The organism is Pseudomonas sp. GM41(2012) (assembly GCF_000282315.2).
Taxonomy (GTDB): domain Bacteria; phylum Pseudomonadota; class Gammaproteobacteria; order Pseudomonadales; family Pseudomonadaceae; genus Aquipseudomonas.
Genome location: NZ_AKJN02000007.1, coordinates 1,004,720 through 1,021,973, shown reverse-complemented (window position 1 = coordinate 1,021,973; position 17,254 = coordinate 1,004,720). Strand labels below are relative to the sequence as shown.

The 17,254-nt window shown below is 58.5% G+C and carries 17 protein-coding genes; 9 read left to right on the top strand and 8 right to left on the bottom strand.

Annotation, left to right across the window (positions count from 1 at the left end; all coding sequences use genetic code 11):
* Positions 1 to 6: 6 nt before the first annotated feature.
* The gene (locus tag PMI27_RS09895; RefSeq protein ID WP_024164581.1) at positions 7 to 2,073 is read right to left on the bottom strand and encodes a carbon starvation CstA family protein; all 2,067 of its coding nucleotides are present in this window, start codon (positions 2,071 to 2,073) and stop codon (positions 7 to 9) included.
* Between the two features lie 158 nt (positions 2,074 to 2,231).
* Here PMI27_RS09895 and PMI27_RS09900 point away from each other — a divergent pair, with 158 nt between their 5' ends.
* Positions 2,232 to 2,600, top strand: coding sequence for a PilZ domain-containing protein (locus tag PMI27_RS09900; protein ID WP_008149141.1), 369 nt, complete (start codon positions 2,232 to 2,234; stop codon positions 2,598 to 2,600).
* A gap of 131 nt (positions 2,601 to 2,731) precedes the next feature.
* On the opposite strand, the gene radA is transcribed toward PMI27_RS09900, so the two are convergent.
* The gene (radA, locus tag PMI27_RS09905; protein WP_008149143.1) at positions 2,732 to 4,099 is read right to left on the bottom strand and encodes a DNA repair protein RadA; all 1,368 of its coding nucleotides are present in this window, start codon (positions 4,097 to 4,099) and stop codon (positions 2,732 to 2,734) included.
* 640 nt (positions 4,100 to 4,739) lie between these two features.
* Between radA and mscL the strand changes: the two genes are divergently transcribed.
* Positions 4,740 to 5,153, top strand: coding sequence for a large-conductance mechanosensitive channel protein MscL (gene mscL, locus PMI27_RS09910; protein ID WP_008149145.1), 414 nt, complete (start codon positions 4,740 to 4,742; stop codon positions 5,151 to 5,153).
* A 45-nt stretch (positions 5,154 to 5,198) separates the two neighbouring features.
* Here mscL and PMI27_RS09915 read toward each other — a convergent pair whose 3' ends face one another.
* Complete coding sequence (locus PMI27_RS09915; protein ID WP_008149148.1) at positions 5,199 to 5,975, bottom strand: ferredoxin--NADP reductase; 777 nt, start codon at positions 5,973 to 5,975, stop codon at positions 5,199 to 5,201.
* 345 nt (positions 5,976 to 6,320) lie between these two features.
* Between PMI27_RS09915 and PMI27_RS09920 the strand changes: the two genes are divergently transcribed.
* Positions 6,321 to 7,052, top strand: a complete 732-nt coding sequence (locus PMI27_RS09920) for a helix-turn-helix transcriptional regulator (RefSeq protein ID WP_008149150.1) — start codon at positions 6,321 to 6,323, stop codon at positions 7,050 to 7,052.
* 175 nt (positions 7,053 to 7,227) lie between these two features.
* On the top strand, positions 7,228 to 8,352 hold the full coding sequence (locus PMI27_RS09925) for a methyltransferase (protein ID WP_008149152.1): 1,125 nt from the start codon (positions 7,228 to 7,230) through the stop codon (positions 8,350 to 8,352).
* An 82-nt stretch (positions 8,353 to 8,434) separates the two neighbouring features.
* On the opposite strand, the gene PMI27_RS30635 is transcribed toward PMI27_RS09925, so the two are convergent.
* From PMI27_RS30635 to PMI27_RS09935, 3 genes are read right to left on the bottom strand one after another with little or no spacing between them, the layout of a single operon-like run.
* A complete protein-coding gene (locus tag PMI27_RS30635; RefSeq protein WP_064680606.1) occupies positions 8,435 to 8,602 on the bottom strand; it encodes a DUF2474 domain-containing protein in 168 nt (55 codons plus the stop codon).
* A 60-nt stretch (positions 8,603 to 8,662) separates the two neighbouring features.
* Positions 8,663 to 9,670 (bottom strand): cytochrome d ubiquinol oxidase subunit II, encoded by a 1,008-nt coding sequence (cydB, locus tag PMI27_RS09930; protein ID WP_008149156.1) that lies wholly within the window; start codon positions 9,668 to 9,670, stop codon positions 8,663 to 8,665.
* Positions 9,671 to 9,673: 3 nt separating this feature from the next.
* The gene (locus PMI27_RS09935; RefSeq protein ID WP_008149158.1) at positions 9,674 to 11,113 is read right to left on the bottom strand and encodes a cytochrome ubiquinol oxidase subunit I; all 1,440 of its coding nucleotides are present in this window, start codon (positions 11,111 to 11,113) and stop codon (positions 9,674 to 9,676) included.
* 540 nt (positions 11,114 to 11,653) lie between these two features.
* Between PMI27_RS09935 and PMI27_RS09940 the strand changes: the two genes are divergently transcribed.
* The 3 genes from PMI27_RS09940 (at position 11,654) to PMI27_RS09945 (ending at position 13,558) form a co-directional block, all read left to right on the top strand.
* Positions 11,654 to 12,892, top strand: a complete 1,239-nt coding sequence (locus PMI27_RS09940) for an MFS transporter (protein ID WP_008149160.1) — start codon at positions 11,654 to 11,656, stop codon at positions 12,890 to 12,892.
* 85 nt (positions 12,893 to 12,977) lie between these two features.
* Positions 12,978 to 13,256 (top strand): type II toxin-antitoxin system RelE/ParE family toxin, encoded by a 279-nt coding sequence (locus PMI27_RS30630; protein ID WP_081757422.1) that lies wholly within the window; start codon positions 12,978 to 12,980, stop codon positions 13,254 to 13,256.
* 14 nt (positions 13,257 to 13,270) lie between these two features.
* A complete protein-coding gene (locus PMI27_RS09945; RefSeq protein WP_008149162.1) occupies positions 13,271 to 13,558 on the top strand; it encodes a HigA family addiction module antitoxin in 288 nt (95 codons plus the stop codon).
* A gap of 6 nt (positions 13,559 to 13,564) precedes the next feature.
* Here PMI27_RS09945 and PMI27_RS09950 read toward each other — a convergent pair whose 3' ends face one another.
* Both PMI27_RS09950 and PMI27_RS09955 read right to left on the bottom strand, forming a co-directional pair.
* Entirely contained in the window at positions 13,565 to 14,116 is a 552-nt protein-coding gene (locus tag PMI27_RS09950; protein ID WP_008149164.1) for a DJ-1 family glyoxalase III, read from the bottom strand.
* 66 nt (positions 14,117 to 14,182) lie between these two features.
* Positions 14,183 to 14,638 (bottom strand): DUF4879 domain-containing protein, encoded by a 456-nt coding sequence (locus PMI27_RS09955; RefSeq protein WP_008149167.1) that lies wholly within the window; start codon positions 14,636 to 14,638, stop codon positions 14,183 to 14,185.
* Positions 14,639 to 14,852: 214 nt separating this feature from the next.
* On the opposite strand from PMI27_RS09955, the gene PMI27_RS09960 reads away from it, so the two are divergent.
* Positions 14,853 to 16,148 carry an NCS2 family permease gene (locus PMI27_RS09960; protein WP_008149169.1) on the top strand — a complete coding sequence of 432 codons (1,296 nt, stop codon included), beginning with the start codon at positions 14,853 to 14,855 and terminating at the stop codon, positions 16,146 to 16,148.
* Positions 16,145 to 17,224, top strand: a complete 1,080-nt coding sequence (gene trmA / locus PMI27_RS09965) for a tRNA (uridine(54)-C5)-methyltransferase TrmA (RefSeq protein ID WP_008149171.1) — start codon at positions 16,145 to 16,147, stop codon at positions 17,222 to 17,224. Before PMI27_RS09960 ends, trmA begins: the two co-directional genes overlap by 4 nt.
* Positions 17,225 to 17,254 lie beyond the last annotated feature (30 nt).

Sequence of the window (17,254 nt, the reverse complement as noted above, 5' to 3'; positions counted from 1 at the left end):
CCTCGATTACGCATCCGGCAGAGCCTGGAATGGCGCTTCTTTATCCGTACGTTCCTTGCTGCCCCAGGCGGAAATACCGACCTTGAGCGCATAGAACAGGATACTGAATACCACGAACAGGAACAGCGCCGTCAGCGTTGCGTTGGTGTAGGCGTTGAAGATCACGTGTTGCATCTGCGTAATGTCCTTGGCCGGGGCGAGGATCTGACCGTTGGCCAGCGCATCGCTGTACTTCTTGGCCAAGGCCAGGAAACCGATCGCCGGGTTGGCATCGAACAGCTTGATGAAGCCTGCGGTGGTGGTGCAGATCAGCAGCCACACAGCGGGCAACATGGTGACCCAGACGTAGCGCTGGCGTTTCATTTTGATCAGCACGACGGTCGCCAACATCAGCGCGATACCGGCGAGCATCTGGTTGGAGATACCGAACAACGGCCACAAGGTATTGATGCCACCCAGCGGATCGATCACGCCCTGATACAACAAGTAACCCCACATCGCCACACACCCGGCGGTTGCGATCAGGTTGGCGGTCCAGGATTCGGTGCGTTTCAGCGCCGGCACGAAGGAGCCGAGCAAGTCCTGCAGCATGAAACGGCCGGCACGGGTACCGGCATCCACAGCCGTCAGGATGAACAGCGCTTCGAACAGGATCGCGAAGTGGTACCAGAACGCCATGGTGTTCTCACCCGGCAGAAGGTGGTGCAGGATCTGCGCGATACCGACTGCCAGGGTCGGTGCACCACCGGCACGGGCCAGGATCGTGGTTTCACCGATGTCCTTGGCCACCGCTTGCAGCGCTTCCGGAGTAATCGCAAAGCCCCAGCTGCTGACAGTCTGAGCAACCGTAACAGCGTCAGAGCCGACAAGCGCCGCCGGGCTGTTCATGGCGAAGTACACGCCCGGCTCGATCACCGAAGCGGCGACCATGGCCATGATGGCGACGAAGGATTCCATCAGCATGCCGCCGTAACCGATGTAACGGGCATGGCCTTCGCTGGCCAACAACTTCGGCGTAGTGCCCGAAGCAATCAGCGCATGGAAACCGGAGACTGCGCCACAGGCGATGGTGATGAACAGGAACGGGAACAGACCGCCCTTCCATACCGGGCCGGTGCCATCGATGAACTGGGTGAGTGCCGGCATTTTCAGGTCAGGCATGGTGATCAGGATGCCGATCGCCAAGGCCACGATGGTGCCGATTTTCAGGAACGTCGACAGGTAGTCACGCGGCGCCAGAATCAGCCACACCGGCAATACCGCGGCAACGAAACCGTAACCGATCAGCATCCAGGTGATCTGGATCCCGGTAAAGGTAAAGGCCTTGGCCCAGACCGGATCAGCAGCAATCTGCCCGCCCAGCCAGATCGAACCGAGCAGCAACAACACGCCGACAACGGAGATTTCACCGATGCGGCCCGGGCGGATGTAGCGCATGTAGATGCCCATGAACATCGCGATCGGGATGGTCGCCATCACCGTGAAAATGCCCCACGGGCTCTCGGCCAGGGCTTTCACAACGATCAACGCCAGCACCGCGAGGATGATGATCATGATCAGGAAGCAGCCAAACAGCGCGATGGTGCCGGGGATGCGGCCCATTTCCTCACGGACCATGTCGCCCAGGGAACGGCCATTGCGGCGGGTGGACATGAACAGGACCATGAAGTCCTGAACGGCACCCGCCAGCACCACGCCGGCAATCAGCCACAGCGTGCCGGGCAGATAACCCATCTGCGCCGCCAGAACCGGACCGACCAGCGGCCCCGCGCCAGCGATGGCTGCAAAGTGGTGACCGAAGAGGATGTGTTTGTTGGTGGGGACGTAGTCCAGACCGTCATTGTTGAGCACGGCGGGGGTGGCCCGTCGCGGGTCGAGTTGCATCACATTGTTAGCGATGAACAGACTGTAGTAACGATACGCAACCAGATAGATGGCCACGGCGGCGACCACAATCCACAAGGCGTTGATCGCCTCGCCTCGGCGCAACGCCACAACCCCTAGGGCGCACGCCCCTACGATTGCCAGCAGCAGCCAGGGTAGATGGCGTAGCAGGCTATTATTATTTTTCATTTTATGATTCCAGCCAGGGTGGACAAGAAAGACAGCCATCCCGAGTTTAGCGCTAACGGCCGCAAAGGCCATCCCCTGACATGGGTTGAGCCATCACTTTGCTGGCAGCCTGTGACAATGCGGGTCTATAGTCAGCGAACATTTACGAGGATTGCGCCATGAGCGAGCACCCTGCCGATCGCCGCCGCTTCAAACGTATTGCGTTCGATGCCCGAACCGAGCTGAGCCAAGGGGAATTCATCTGGCCGGTGAAGTTGATCGACCTGTCCCTTAAGGGACTGTTGATCGAAAAGCCCGAACCGTGGCTGGGGAATCGGGACTGGCATTTCCTGGTCGATGTTCATCTCAACGAGGACGTCGCCATCAAGATGGATGTGCAACTGACCCACGATGATCATGGTCAGCTCGGGTTCGTCTGCAAACACATCAGCCTGGAATCCATCGAACGCCTGCGGCGGTTGGTTGAGCTCAACCTTGGCGACTCGCAGGAGCTCGAACGGGAGTTGGGTGCACTGATCGAATACTGAAGGGCAATCCCATACCCATGTGGGAGTGAGCCTGCTCGCGATAGCGGTATGCCAGTCGACATAAATGTTGAGTGATAGTCCGCTATCGCGAGCAGGCTCACTCCCACAGGGTTTTTGTTCTGTCTGGAAAGTTATTCGAAGAGGGCGTCGAGCGCCTGCTCCAGACGCGTTACGGCAATAATCTGCAACCCCGGCGGTGCTTCTTTCGGCGCATTGCCCTTAGGCACGATGGCGCGTTTGAAGCCGTGCTTGGCGGCTTCTTTCAAGCGTTCCTGACCACTCGGCACCGGGCGTACTTCGCCGGAAAGCCCGACCTCGCCAAACACCAGCAGATCGTGGGGCAGTGGCCGGTTGCGCAAACTGGACATGACCGCCGCCATCAGCGCCAGATCGGAGGCCGTTTCCAGCACCTTCACCCCGCCAACCACGTTGAGAAACACATCCTGATCGTGGGTCGGAATGCCGCCGTGACGGTGCAGCACCGCCAACAACATCGCCAGCCGATTCTGATCCAGACCCAGCGTTACCCGACGTGGATTGGCCAGGTGACTGTCGTCCACCAGCGCCTGGACCTCCACCAGCATCGGCCGTGTCCCTTCCCACGTCGCCATGACCACGCTGCCTGGCACTTCTTCCTGCGCACGGGTGAGAAAAATCGCCGAAGGGTTGGAGACTTCTTTCAGCCCCTTGTCGGTCATACCAAATACGCCCAGTTCGTTGACGGCGCCGAAACGGTTCTTCACCGCCCGCAGCAAACGCAAGCGCCCATCGGATTCGCCTTCGAAATACAGCACCGTGTCGACCATATGCTCCAACACTCGCGGTCCCGCCAAAGCGCCTTCCTTGGTCACGTGGCCGACCAGGAAAATGGCCGTGCCGCTCTGCTTCGCATAGCGCACCAGCAACGCCGCGCTTTCCCTGACCTGGGACACGCCGCCCGGTGCCGATTGAAGTTGCTCGGTGAAGATCGTCTGAATCGAGTCGATCACCATCACCTTGGGTTTTTCCTGCCGGGCGGTGGCGATGATGGTTTCGATGCAGGTTTCGGTCATCACCCGCAGTTGATCCTGAGGCAAGCCGAGACGGCGAGCGCGCATGGCCACTTGCTGCTGGGATTCTTCGCCGGTGACGTACAGTGCCGGCATGACTTTGGCGAGGTTGCACAAGGTTTGCAGGAGAATGGTCGATTTGCCGATGCCCGGATCACCGCCGATCAGCACCACCGAACCGTCTACCAGACCACCGCCCAGCACTCGATCGAGCTCGCTGGACGCTGTGGAAAAACGCGGGATTTCTTCGACGCTGACTTCGGCCAGGGTCTTGATCTGTGCCTGTTGACCGGTCCAGCCGGTGCGACCGCTAGGGGCTGCGGCGCCGCCGCTCTCCACCATGGTTTCGGTCAGGGTGTTCCAGGCCCCGCACTCACCGCACTGGCCAGCCCACTTGGGGAAGGTTGAGCCGCACTCGGTGCAGCCGTACATGCGCTTGGCCTTGGCCATCTGAACTCCCGGCAAAAACCGCGATGATAGCTCAGCTGGTGCGGATCAGCGCGGCGAAGTTACCCAGCGGATCTTCGGTAAAAACTTGCTCAGCCCCTGAAATATATCCACCGCATGACTAATTATAAAAACTTGTACAACTTCCCGTCTCAACATACCCAACCAAACAATAGTCCTGCCCAATGAAACAAAAATCGAAACCTGTACAAATCTTAACTATTTAAAACCTGAGCGTACAACCAAACTATTAAGCCAACCTTATAATTCTAACAACCAAGCCAATGGCAATATAATGGCCTTCTAACATTTAGCACAGGAAATTTGTTTGAGGCGCGAGTCTTTATACCCTGCGAACCATTCATATAAAAACTTCATGTACCGTACATTGTCTTGCATCAACCCCCGTGATACGAACACCCCTACTCTCTATAGTTCTATCCTGCACCTCCCTCCATTCGTCAGAAGCGAGTGATCGACGCCTAAAATGTTCAGCGGGTGCGCTGGAGGCCTTAATCCCGGCTACCCGAGCAGAGTGACGGCAATGTAGCCAGCAAGCTCTGTAAGCAGTTGTTTCGAGCAGGAAGCATCCTGCTGATTTACACTGCATTCACCAACCTCATCTGTAACAAGGAAATAACCTATGGGCGTGATAAGTGAGTTCAAGGCCTTCGCGGTCAAAGGTAACGTGGTCGACATGGCCGTCGGCATCATCATCGGCGCCGCCTTCGGCAAGATCGTTTCATCATTCGTCGGCGATGTGGTGATGCCACCCATTGGCCTGCTGATCGGAGGGGTGGACTTCAGTGACCTGGCCGTCACGCTCAAAGCAGCCAACGGCGATGTCCCGGCGGTAGTGCTGGCCTACGGCAAATTCATCCAGAGCCTGATTGACTTCATCATCGTCGCCTTCGCGATCTTCATGGGCGTCAAAGCCATCAACCGCCTGAAACGCGAAGAGGCCGTTGCGCCAACGCTGCCGCCGGTTCCGACCAAGGAAGAAGAGCTGCTGGAAGAGATCCGCGATCTGCTCAAGGCTCAGAACAATCGGCCCTGAACGTATAAGTGAAACAACAAACGGCGCCCTTGAGGCGCCGTTTTTTTACCAGTAGTTTTCCACCGCCACTTGCCCGGGTCGGCGACTGAGGCTCAAGTGCATGTGGCGCTGTTTGAGCAATTTGCGCGTGTCATCGATCATCTGCGGATTGCCGCAGAGCATGACCCTTGAGTGCTCGGCCGTCAGCGCCAGGCCTGCCGCCTGCTCCAGCTCGCCATTTTCGATCAGCGCAGTGATCCGGCCGCTCAGAGCGCCAGCATGCTGCTCCCGGGTGACGGTGGTGATGAACTGCAGCTTGTGTGCAAACTCTGCTAAATAGTCGCGCTGGGCCAACCCGCTGACGAGGTCCTGATAAGCCAGTTCCCGAGCTTCGCGCACGCTGTAGACGAGGATGATTCGTTCGAATTTCTCCCAGACCTCGAAGTCCTGCAGGATCGACAGAAACGGCGCCAGGCCGGTGCCTGTGGATAACAGCCAGAGATCACGACCGTCGACAAAGCGATCCAGCGTGAGGTAACCAAAGGCCTGACGCTCGACCAGCAGCGTATCGCCGACTCCCAGCCGACTCAGCTCACTGGTGAACTCCCCCCCGGGCACCACAATGGAAAAGAATTCGAGGAACTCGTCATAGGGCGACGACACCATGGAATAGGCGCGCCAGACGGTGCTGCCGTCAGCCTTGGTAACGCCCAGCCGGGCGAATTGTCCTGCACGAAAACGAAAACCCGGGTCCCGAGTGGTTCGCAGGGTGAACAGACTGGGGGTCAGCGACTGGACGTCGAGCAAGGTCTGGCGAGTGAATTTTTCTGCACTGGCGGTCATGGGGTGCTCCATTCAACAGATAGCCACAGTGTCCCGCAAAGCGGAGGGCTTAAACACCGGTGATTTGTAGTGGCTTTAGCCAAGGCCTCATTCACATGGACTTCATAATACGACTTAACATTAACCAGTCGGTTAACACACACATTCAAGCCTGTTTATAGTGAGACTGACATTTTTGTTATTTACGCCAGTACTCCTTAACGTTAGAACCAGATACTTGCTTAAAAATCGTAAACAAAGCCAAAAAGTCTCACACGAATGTAGGAAACATCCTACACTCGGCACGTGCCAGATCATTGGATCCAAAAAAGCACCCACAAGTAACATCACACCTGGAGAGACACAATGGAGAGGTGGAAGGAATCACAACTCAACCAGTTATTGCGAACAACGGAGATTGATATTGCCTACCGGATTTCACTGGGTTTCGCGAAAAATATAGGTTTTAAATTTTTCGCTTTTTCAACAACATACCCAACAAAAGCTGACCACTTTAATACCGTCCAGCTCAACAACTACCCTACGGACTGGAACATTGAATATGAACAAAAAAATTTCAATGCAATAGATCCAGTAGTGGCTCACTGCAATCACTCCAGATTGCCCGTTCTTTGGAGCGAAGATCTTTATTCCAAGACCCCGTGGTTGTGGGATTCGCTTGAGAAACAAGGATTGCAGCATGGCTGGTCGCAATCGGTCCATGACGAGGACAGTGGTGTTTGCAGCATTCTGAGTCTGGCCAGAAGCCATTGCCCGATCACTGCGTTTGAGCTGTATGAAAATCTCGGCTTTTCCGTATTCATCGGTCGCCACCTGCATGCGTTGATCGCACAGACACTGCCCAAGAAATCGGCCAAGCCACCCGTGCCGCATTTGTCCCCCCGTGAGATCGATGTATTGAAACTGGCGGCTGATGGCAAGACTGCCTATGAGAGCGCCAGAATCCTCAATCTCAGCGCACGCACGGTCAATTTTCATGTGCAAAGCGCGATTCTGAAACTGGGGGTCAATAACAAGATTTCCGCAGTCATTGCCGCTACCAAGGACGGAATTCTCAACAGCAGCGAGATACGCTGAGCCAAAAAACCTGCAAGTAATCCAAAAGAAAAAAACGTACCATTTGCGGTCCTTCTTGAGTGTTGACGTGTGAACCTTCACGACGCAGTACACTCGGACGGTCTCGCCCGCTACAACGCCCTTGGGCTGCGGGACACCTGTTGATGACCCCGTTGATTACCCAGAGCCCCGCCTCATGCCCTTGCTCGAAACACCCTTCGCCCGACTCGACCTGATCCGCCAGCCCGAACAGCAGAACGAACCGCTGCAGGCCTTTGATGCCGCAGACGAATACCTGCTCACCCATTTGGCTGACCAACAGCCCTCGGCCGACACTCGGGTTTTGGTGCTCAACGACAGCTTTGGCGCATTGGCCGCCAGCCTGGCGGGCAAGGTTCAAGTGACCAGCAGCGGCGACTCGTTCCTGGCCTTTCAGGGACTGGAAAAAAATCTGATCCGTAACGGCCAGGCATTTGATGCGGTGCCAAGCGTACCGGCCAGCGAAGCCTTTTCAGGCCCTTTCGACCGGGTACTGATCCGGGTCCCGAAAACCCTCGCCTTGCTGGAAGAACAATTGATTCGCTTGCAGGGTCAACTGGCGCCGGGAGCCCAGGTGATTGCTGCGGCGATGATCAAGCATTTGCCACGCGCCGCGGGCGATCTGCTGGAGCGCTACATCGGCCCGGTGCAAGCCTCGTTGGCGGTGAAGAAGGCTCGGCTATTGATCGCGACCGCTGAAGTCAAAGCACCCGTCGTGTCCCCCTACCCGACCCGCTATCGACTCGACGCCCCTGAGATCGAACTGCTGAATCACGCCAATGTGTTCTGCCGCGAAGGGCTGGATATCGGCACGCGAGCGTTCTTGCCACACCTGCCAAAAAACCTTGGCTCAGCGCGGGTTGCCGACCTCGGTTGTGGCAACGGGGTGTTGGCCATCGCCAGCGCCCTGCAAAACCCAGAGGCCCACTACACGCTCGTGGACGAGTCGTTCATGGCCGTGCAATCGGCAGCCGAAAACTGGCGCGCAGCGCTGGGTGAGCGGGAAGTGGTGGTACGTGCCGGCGATGGTTTGGCAGGTCAGGAACCTGAGTCTCTGGACGTCGTACTGTGCAACCCACCGTTTCACCAACAACAAGTCGTCGGCGACTTCCTGGCCTGGCGCATGTTCCAGCAGGCCCGAGAGGCTCTGGTCGTCGGCGGCGCGTTATACATCGTCGGCAACCGTCATCTGGGTTATCACAGCAAGCTCGCGCGGTTGTTCCGCGGCGTCGAGCAAGTGGCGGCCACACCCAAGTTCGTGATCCTTAAAGCCCGAAAATAATCCCGGGTAAAAAAAACCCTCCAGCCAAGGAGGGTTGTAAATCCGTGCCGCAAGGCAACGGGATGGGATCCGGTGCAAAAAATCAGTGGGTCGACAGGCCCGCGGCATTCATAAACATGCGCATCAGGCTGGCCACGATGAACAGCGCCACAACGCTGCCGGTCCAGATCATCGCCAACCAGCCGAGTCGCTGCCAGAGCGGCTTTTTCTCTGCTGCTTCGATTTCCTGCAAGGAATGTTTACCCGCCATCATCGCAATCTCCTCTGAAGAAATGGCGCAGGTATCAGCCCTGCGCCACGGTCGCGCGGTCTAGTGATAGCCATCTTCGTGGGTGACCTTGCCGCGGAACACGTAGTAGCTCCAGAAGGTGTAACCCAGGATGAACGGGATGATGAACAGCGTGCCCACCAGCATGAAGCCCTGGCTTTGCGGCGGTGCGGCGGCGTCCCAGATCGAGATCGACGGCGGCACGATGTTCGGCCACAGGCTGATACCCAAACCGCTGTAGCCGAGGAAGATCAGCACCAGCGTCAGCAGGAATGGCGTGTAGTGCGCATTGCGAGCCACTGCACGGATCAGACCGTACATGGTCACCAGCACCAGAATCGGCACCGGCAGGAACCAGAACAGGTTCGGCAGGGTGAACCAGCGAGCGGCAATCTCGGCGTGGGCCAGCGGGGTCCAGATGCTGACGATACCAATCACCGCCAGTACCACGAAAGCCAGTGGCCGAGCCAGATCATGCATCTGCTCCTGCAATTTGCCTTCGGTCTTCATGATCAGCCAGGTGCAACCGAGCAACGCATAAGCCACCACCAGCGCCACGCCGCAGAACAGGGTGAACGGCGTCAACCAGTCCAGTGAGCCACCGGCAAATTGGCGATTGACCACCGGCAACCCATCAATGAATGCACCCAACGCAACGCCCTGGAAAAAGGTGGCGGCGATCGAGCCACCGATGAACGCCTTGTCCCAGAGATGGCGCTTGTCGTCCCTGGCCTTGAAGCGGAACTCGAAGGCCACACCGCGGAAGATCAGCCCGATCAGCATAAAAATCAGCGGCAGGTACAACGCCGAGAGCACCACCGAATAGGCCAGCGGAAAGGCACCGAACAACGCTGCGCCGCCCAGTACCAGCCAGGTTTCGTTACCGTCCCAGACCGGCGCTACGGTGTTCATCATCACGTCACGATCGGTCTTGCCCGGAATGAACGGGAAGAGAATCCCGATCCCCAAATCGAAACCGTCCATGACCACGTACATCATGATGCCGAAGATGATGATCACGGCCCAGATCAGCGGAAGATCAATACCCATGAGTCAAATCTCCTTGGTCAGGCTGGGGCGGTGGTCGCCGTCACCGTTGTCATCGGCGGCGGACAGCGGACGGGCCGGCGTGCGTTTCTGGCCAGGACCACCCTCGTTGGTTTCCTTGCCTTCGTCGATCTTCGGCCCTTTGCGCACCAGCCGCATCATGTAGCCCAGACCGGCACCGAACAGCGCGAAATAGACCACGACGAACATGATCAACGTGATGCTCATCTGCATGAAGCTGTGATTGGAGGACGCGTCTGCCGTGCGCATCAGGCCGTAGACCACCCACGGCTGACGGCCGATTTCAGTGGTGAACCAACCGGCGAGGATTGCGATCAGGCCGGACGGCCCCATCCACAACGCCAGGTACAGGAACGGTCGCGAGGTATACAGCTTGTCGCGTTTACGCAGCCACAGGCTCCACAAACCGGTGAAGATCATCAGCATGCCCAGACCCACCATGATCCGGAACGACCAGAACACGATGGTCGAATTCGGCCGGTCTTCAGGCGGGAACTCCTTGAGTGCCGGGACCTGTTTGTCCAGCGAGTGCGTGAGGATCAGGCTGCCCAGGTACGGGATCTCTACCGCGAATTTGGTCCGCTCTTCTTTCATGTCCGGCCAGCCGAACAGAATCAGCGGGGTCGGCTCATCGCCGTGGTTTTCCCAGTGACCTTCGATCGCGGCGATTTTTGCTGGCTGATGCTTGAGCGTATTGAGGCCGTGGAAGTCACCGATGACCGCCTGAATCGGCGCCACGATCAGGGCCATCCACATGGCCATCGAGAGCATGGTGCGGATCGCCGGGTTGTCCTTGCCGCGCAGCAAATGCCAGGCCGCCGAGGAACCAACGAAGAAGGCGGTCGCAACGAACGCTGCCGTGGCCATGTGCATCAGGCGGTACGGGAACGACGGGTTGAAGATCACCGCCAGCCAGTCCACCGGAATGACCTGGCCGTTGACGATTTCGTAGCCTTGCGGCGTCTGCATCCAGCTGTTGGAAGCGAGAATCCAGAAGGTCGAGATCAGTGTGCCGATGGCGACCATGACCGTGGCGAAGAAGTGCAGATTGCGCCCGACCTTGTTCCAGCCGAACAGCATGACACCGAGGAAACCGGCTTCGAGGAAGAAAGCGGTGAGTACTTCGTACGTCAGCAGTGGCCCGGTCACGGAGCCGGCGAAGTCCGAGAAGCGGCTCCAGTTGGTGCCGAACTGATAGGCCATGACGAGTCCGGAGACCACGCCCATGCCGAAATTGACCGCAAAGATCTTCGACCAGAAGTGGTACAGATCGCGGTACGTGTCGTTATGGGTTTTCAGCCACAGACCTTCGAGCACCGCCAGGTAACTCGCCAGGCCAATGGTGATGGCGGGAAATAGAATGTGAAACGAAATGGTGAACGCGAACTGAATCCGGGCGAGATCAAGTGCCTCCAAACCGAACATAAGTCTTCCTCTGTCAGGTAATACCGGCTGAAGGCTTGTGGCCTACACCCACTGCCCCCACGGATATGGAGTGTGGCGAATTTGAATTCGTTCTTTTTCTACAAACATCACAACGTAGGGAGTCTGGCCATCTGGCCGCCGGATCAATTCCACGAGCGGTCTTGATCTGGATCAAGCAACGCTAAAAGAGTAGTCCCATTTTTGACGATGGACGGTGTGGTCTTTTGCCGCGTGACAGGTTGCCTCACTGGACATTCCGGCCACTGCGATCCTCTGTGGCGAGGGGGCTTGCCCCCGTTGGGCTGCGAAGCGGCCCTAAACCCGGCCAACTCATTTCTTCCAACCCTACCGCAGTAACCGGATTTACGACTGCTTCGCAGCCGGACGGGGCGATGCGGCGTTCCGACAAGCCCCCTCGCCACATGGACCCGCGATAAATTCGAGATCGGTGTCTAGCTAACGAAATTTCCCTGCCCTGCAACTTTTGGTTACAGCTTGGTGATAATCTCGACCCTCCCCTCGCTCAAGACCTGCCCTCAGATGCCCAGCCAAGCGCCCTTGCTGTTACGTCATCACCGCCCTTTTATCGCGTTCTGGCTGGCTCGGGTGTTTACCGCCAGCGGTTTCCAGATGCTCACGGTGGCCATTGGCTGGAACCTCTACCAACTGACCGGCAATGTGCTCGACCTGGGCCTCGTCGGTCTGGTGGAATTCGCCCCGCGTGTGCTGTTCATGCTGCACACCGGGCATGTCGCGGACCGTTATGACCGGCGCAAGGTCGCGGCAATCTGCCAGTCCCTGCAAGCGTTGATCGCCCTGTCGCTGGCCATCGGTAGCGCGACCGACAATGTCACCCGGGAGATGATCTTCATCCTCGCGTTCCTGCTCGGCGCTGCCCGCTCCTTCGAAATGCCGACCACTCAGGCCTTGTTGCCGAGCATCGTGCCCAGCGCGCTGTTCCCCCGCGCGGTCGCCGCCGCCCAATCCGCACAGCAATCGGCGACTATCGTTGCCCCGGCCCTCGGTGGGTTGCTTTACGCCTTCGGCAGCGTCTGGGTCTATGGCCCGACGGTGATCCTCTACCTCATCGCCTGCCTGCTGATGCTCAACCTGCCCGCACGGCAGACACCGCTGAACAAGGGCAAGGCAACCCTGGATTCGTTGCTGGCGGGCATCCGCTTCATTCGTAGTCGTCCGGACATTCTCGGGGCGATTTCTCTGGACCTGTTTGCCGTCCTGCTCGGTGGCGCGACGGCGTTGCTGCCGGTGTTCGCCAAGGACATTCTGCTGACCGGCCCTTGGGGCCTGGGCCTGCTGCGTTCAGCGCCGGCAGTCGGTGCACTGCTGATGTCGCTGTACCTGGCGAGATTTGCCGTGGAGCGCAAAGTCGGACGGGTCATGTTCACCGCAGTGGGTGTGTTCGGCGTCGCGACCATTGCGTTCGGCCTGTCGACCTCGTTCTGGTTTTCCCTGGCGGTATTGGTGGTGCTGGGCGCGGCGGACATGATCAGCATGGTGATCCGCGCCTCCTTCGTGCAACTGGAAACCCCGGACGAAATGCGCGGCCGGGTCAGTGCCGTGAACGGTTTGTTCATCGGCGCTTCGAACCAGTTGGGCGAGTTTGAATCCGGCTTGACCGCCCACTGGTTCGGCACCGTGCCGGCCGTGGTCATGGGCGGTATTGGCACATTGGTGGTGACCGGGGCGTGGATCAAACTGTTCCCGACCCTGGCTAACCGCGACCGCATGCATGTGCCGGTGGAAGAAGTGAAGGTCTGAAGCAGTTTGCCGATCACACTTTTGCCGAGCAGGTGCAATACATAGATAGTGCATCAGGTGTAATGTATCGCCTTACACTTATCCCATGATCAAATCCTTTCAGCACAAAGGCCTTCGTGGCTTCTATGAAACAGGTTCGACTCGTGGGATCCGCGCAGACCATGCGAAGCGTTTGTCTCGGATGCTTCAGTTCATGGACCGCGCAGCACTACCTGGCGACCTGGACCTTCCGGGATGGCGATTACACCCACTCAAGGGAGAGTTGACCGAATTTTGGTCACTGAGCGTCTCAGGGAACTGGCGAGTTATTTTTCGTTTTATCGGTTCAGATATCGAACTGGTCGATTATCTGGACTATCACTGATCAGGAGGCAGGACATGCCCATGCACAACCCGCCACACCCTGGCGAAACCCTTTTGATGGATGTATTGCCTGAACTTGGCATCAGCGTGACAGAACTGGCCCGGCACCTGCGATTTGCGCGTCCGCATCTATCGCGAGTGCTGCATGGCCATGCGCCGATCAGCCCTGATTTGGCGGTACGCCTGGAGCGGGCTGGAATTGGTAAGGCCAGAATGTGGCTAGGTGTTCAGACTGATTACGATCTCTGGCAAGCAGAGCAGCGTGAGCAACCGGTCATCGAACCCATTGCCGCCCACGCCTGACATTTTCTAAACCACCAACTCCCCCGCCACCGCCGCTCGCTTGGCTTTGCCGCAGAGTTGCTCCACCAGCGTCAGGGCGAATTGCAACGCCGCCCCTGAACCTTGGGCAGTGATGCAGTTGCCGTCGACCACCACCGGTTGATCGACGAAGTTGCACCCCAACAGTTGATGACTGGCCGAGGGCAGGCACGTCATGCGCCGCTGACGCAGTACGCCAAAGGCTTGCAACGCCAGCGCCGGGGCCTCGGCGATGCCGGCGAACAGGCGCCCGGCCGCCGCCTGATCCTTGATCAATTGTTGCAGGGGTTGATGCGCCGCCAGATGTTGCGCCCCCACGTCACCACCGGGCAGGACGATCAGGTCGAACGGCTGTGCCAGCACGTCCACCAGCATCGCATCGGACGTCACTCGGGTGCCGCGCGCGCAGGTGAGCATGCGCCGTCCCTCGACGCTGGCCACCACCACTTCAACCTTGGCACGGCGTAGCACATCGATCAGGGTCGCTGATTGCAGGTCATCGATGCCCTCGGCGAGGGTAATCAGAGCTCTAAAGGTCATGGGCACAGTCCACTGGATGATCTTTAAAGCGTAGTCAGCTTTCCTGCCCCTTGTTCGAGCCCGCCGTTACTTGATGTAAAGCTGCGTCGACAACGTATTGCCTGGCGCGTTGATCGACGTGTTGCTGAAGGTGAACGTGCCTTCCTGTTTACCCGACAGATCGAAGACGTACAGATAGCCGACGGCTTTTTTCCCGACGGTGCACTCAGTCAGGTTGCCATTATCAAAAGCACAGACCGGGGTCCGGGTACCGTTCACTTCAAAACCGTCCAGCCCGACATGCGCGCTACGACCGTACCCGACTTCCAGCACGTAGACCTTGATGTTCGGTCCGCTGTGATTGCAGCGGGTTTGCTCTTGCCCCTGCGCAATATCCTCAAAACCACAGCCCGGCGATTCGACCTTGAGTACCTTCACCTGACTCAACGGTGCCGCCGATGCAGCCGAGGCGGTGTGTGCCCCCAGGAACAAGGCGATCGATACTCCGAACATGGCAATCAGACGTTTATTCATGCAATACATAAGTACCCCCAAAACCAGCGCGCAGTATGGCGCACTTGGCTTTACCGCAAAACATCGACGACGATCGCAGCCATAAGCAGCCATAACCCCACGCTGCTGGTATGATGCGCGGCTTTTTCCGACCCTCAGAAAATTACCAGGCGCCAGCAGCGGTCTGTGCTTTGCTGTTGAGGTCGATACATTCACGGCGCCTGGCGCGCCACGGGGAGCAGACATGCTGGAAAGGCTGTTTCAACTCAAGGCACACAACACCAACGTGCGGACCGAGATTCTGGCGGGCTTCACGACCTTTTTGGCCATGGCCTACATTCTGTTCGTCAACCCAAGCATTCTCGGCGAGACCGGCATGGACAAGGGAGCGGTGTTCGTCGCCACGTGTCTGGCAGCCGCCATCGGTTCGACGGTGATGGGCCTGATCGCCAACTACCCGATCGCTCTCGCGCCGGGCATGGGCCTGAACGCCTTCTTTACCTACACCGTGGTCCTGCACATGGGCCACACCTGGCAAGTGGCGCTGGGAGCGGTGTTCATTTCGGCGGTGCTGTTCTTCCTGCTGTCGATCTTCCGCATCCGCGAATGGATCATCAACAGTATCCCGTTGCCGCTGCGCTCGGCGATTGCCGCCGGTATCGGCCTGTTCCTGGCCCTGATCGCCCTGCACAACGCGGGCATCGTGGTGAGCAACCCGGCAACCATGGTCGGCCTCGGCGATTTGAAACAACCGGCCCCGATCCTCGCGACCCTCGGCTTTGCCCTGATCGTGGCGCTTGAAGCGTTGAAAGTGCGCGGTGCGGTCCTGATCGGCATTCTGGCAGTGACCATCGTTTCGATCGTGATGGGCTTCACCCCGTTCGGCGGCGTAATGTCGATGCCGCCGTCCCTGGCCCCGACCTTCCTGCAACTGGACATCAAGGGCGCCCTGGACATCGGGCTGGTCAGCGTGATCTTCGCTTTCCTGTTCGTCGACCTGTTCGACAACTCCGGCACCCTGATCGGCGTCGCCAAGCGCGCGGGCCTGATGGGCAAGGACGGCCACATGCCGAAAATGGGTCGCGCCCTGATCGCCGACAGTACCGCGGCCATGGCCGGCTCGCTGCTGGGCACCTCGACCACCACCAGTTACATCGAATCCGCAGCCGGCGTGAGTGCCGGTGGCCGCACCGGCCTGACCGCCGTTGTCGTGGCGATTCTGTTCCTGCTGGCGCTGTTCTTCTCGCCATTGGCGGCCAGCGTTCCAGCCTTTGCTACCGCGCCTGCACTGCTGTTCGTCGCGGTATTGATGACATCCGGCCTGGCCGAAATAGACTGGGACGACATCACCGTCGCCGCACCGGTCGTGGTCACTGCTCTGGCCATGCCGTTCACTTATTCCATCGCCAACGGCATCGCCTTCGGTTTCATCTCCTGGACCGCGATCAAGTTGCTGTCCGGCCGCGGCCGTGAGCTGAACTCGGCACTGGTGATTCTGTCGATTCTGTTCGTGATCAAGCTGGGTTGGTTCAACGCATGACTTTTGATTCCAAGGCTTACGCCGTTCAGCTCGAAGAGAAGGTCACGCGCCTGCGTGACCTGTTGGCCCCGTTCGGTGCGCCAGAACCTGCGGTGTTCGACTCGCCGCTGAAAAACTTCCGCCTGCGCGCCGAATTCCGCCTGTGGCGCGAAGCTGGTGATCGTCACTACGCGATGTTTTCCCAGGAAGACAAGCGCACGCCGATCCTGATCGAAGAATTCCCGATTGCCAGCCTGCGCATCAACGAATTGATGCCGCAGCTGAAGGCAGCGTGGCAAGCCAGTGCGGCCCTGAGCAACAAGCTGTTTCAGGTGGAGTTCCTGACCACCCTGGCCGGCGATGCGATGATCACGCTGTGCTATCACCGCCCGCTGGACGAGCACTGGCACACGGCGGCGTCGAAACTGGCAGCCGACTTGAACGTCAGCATCATCGGCCGTTCCAAGGGCAAACGCGAAGTGATCGGTCTCGATTACGTGGTCGAGCAGATGGACGTCGGCGGTCGCACCTTCAGCTATCGCCAGCCGGAAGGCGCGTTCACCCAGCCCAACGGCACCGTGAACCAGAAGATGCTCAACTGGGCTTACGACTCACTTGGCGATCGCTCCGACGATTTGCTGGAGCTGTATTGCGGCAACGGCAACTTCACCTTGCCGCTCGCGACGCGCGTGCGCAAAGTGCTGGCCACCGAAATCAGCAAGGCGTCGGTCAACGCCGCGTTGAGCAATCTCAGCGAAAATGCTGTGGATAACGTCACCTTGGTGCGCTTGTCCGCCGAGGAGCTGACCGAAGCCCTGAACGAAGTTCGTCCGTTCCGTCGCCTGCACGGTATCGATCTGAAGAGCTACGAGTTCGGTAGCGTCTTTGTCGATCCGCCTCGCGCCGGCATGGATCCGGACACCTGCGAGCTGACCCGTCGCTTCGACAACATCCTCTACATCTCCTGCAACCCGGAAACCCTGGCCGCCAACATCGCCCAGTTGCACGACACCCATCGCATCACCCGATGCGCAATGTTTGATCAGTTTCCGTGGACCCATCACATGGAATCCGGGGTGTTGTTGACCCGCCGGTAATTGCCGACGCCAGATACAAATCAGCCGTCA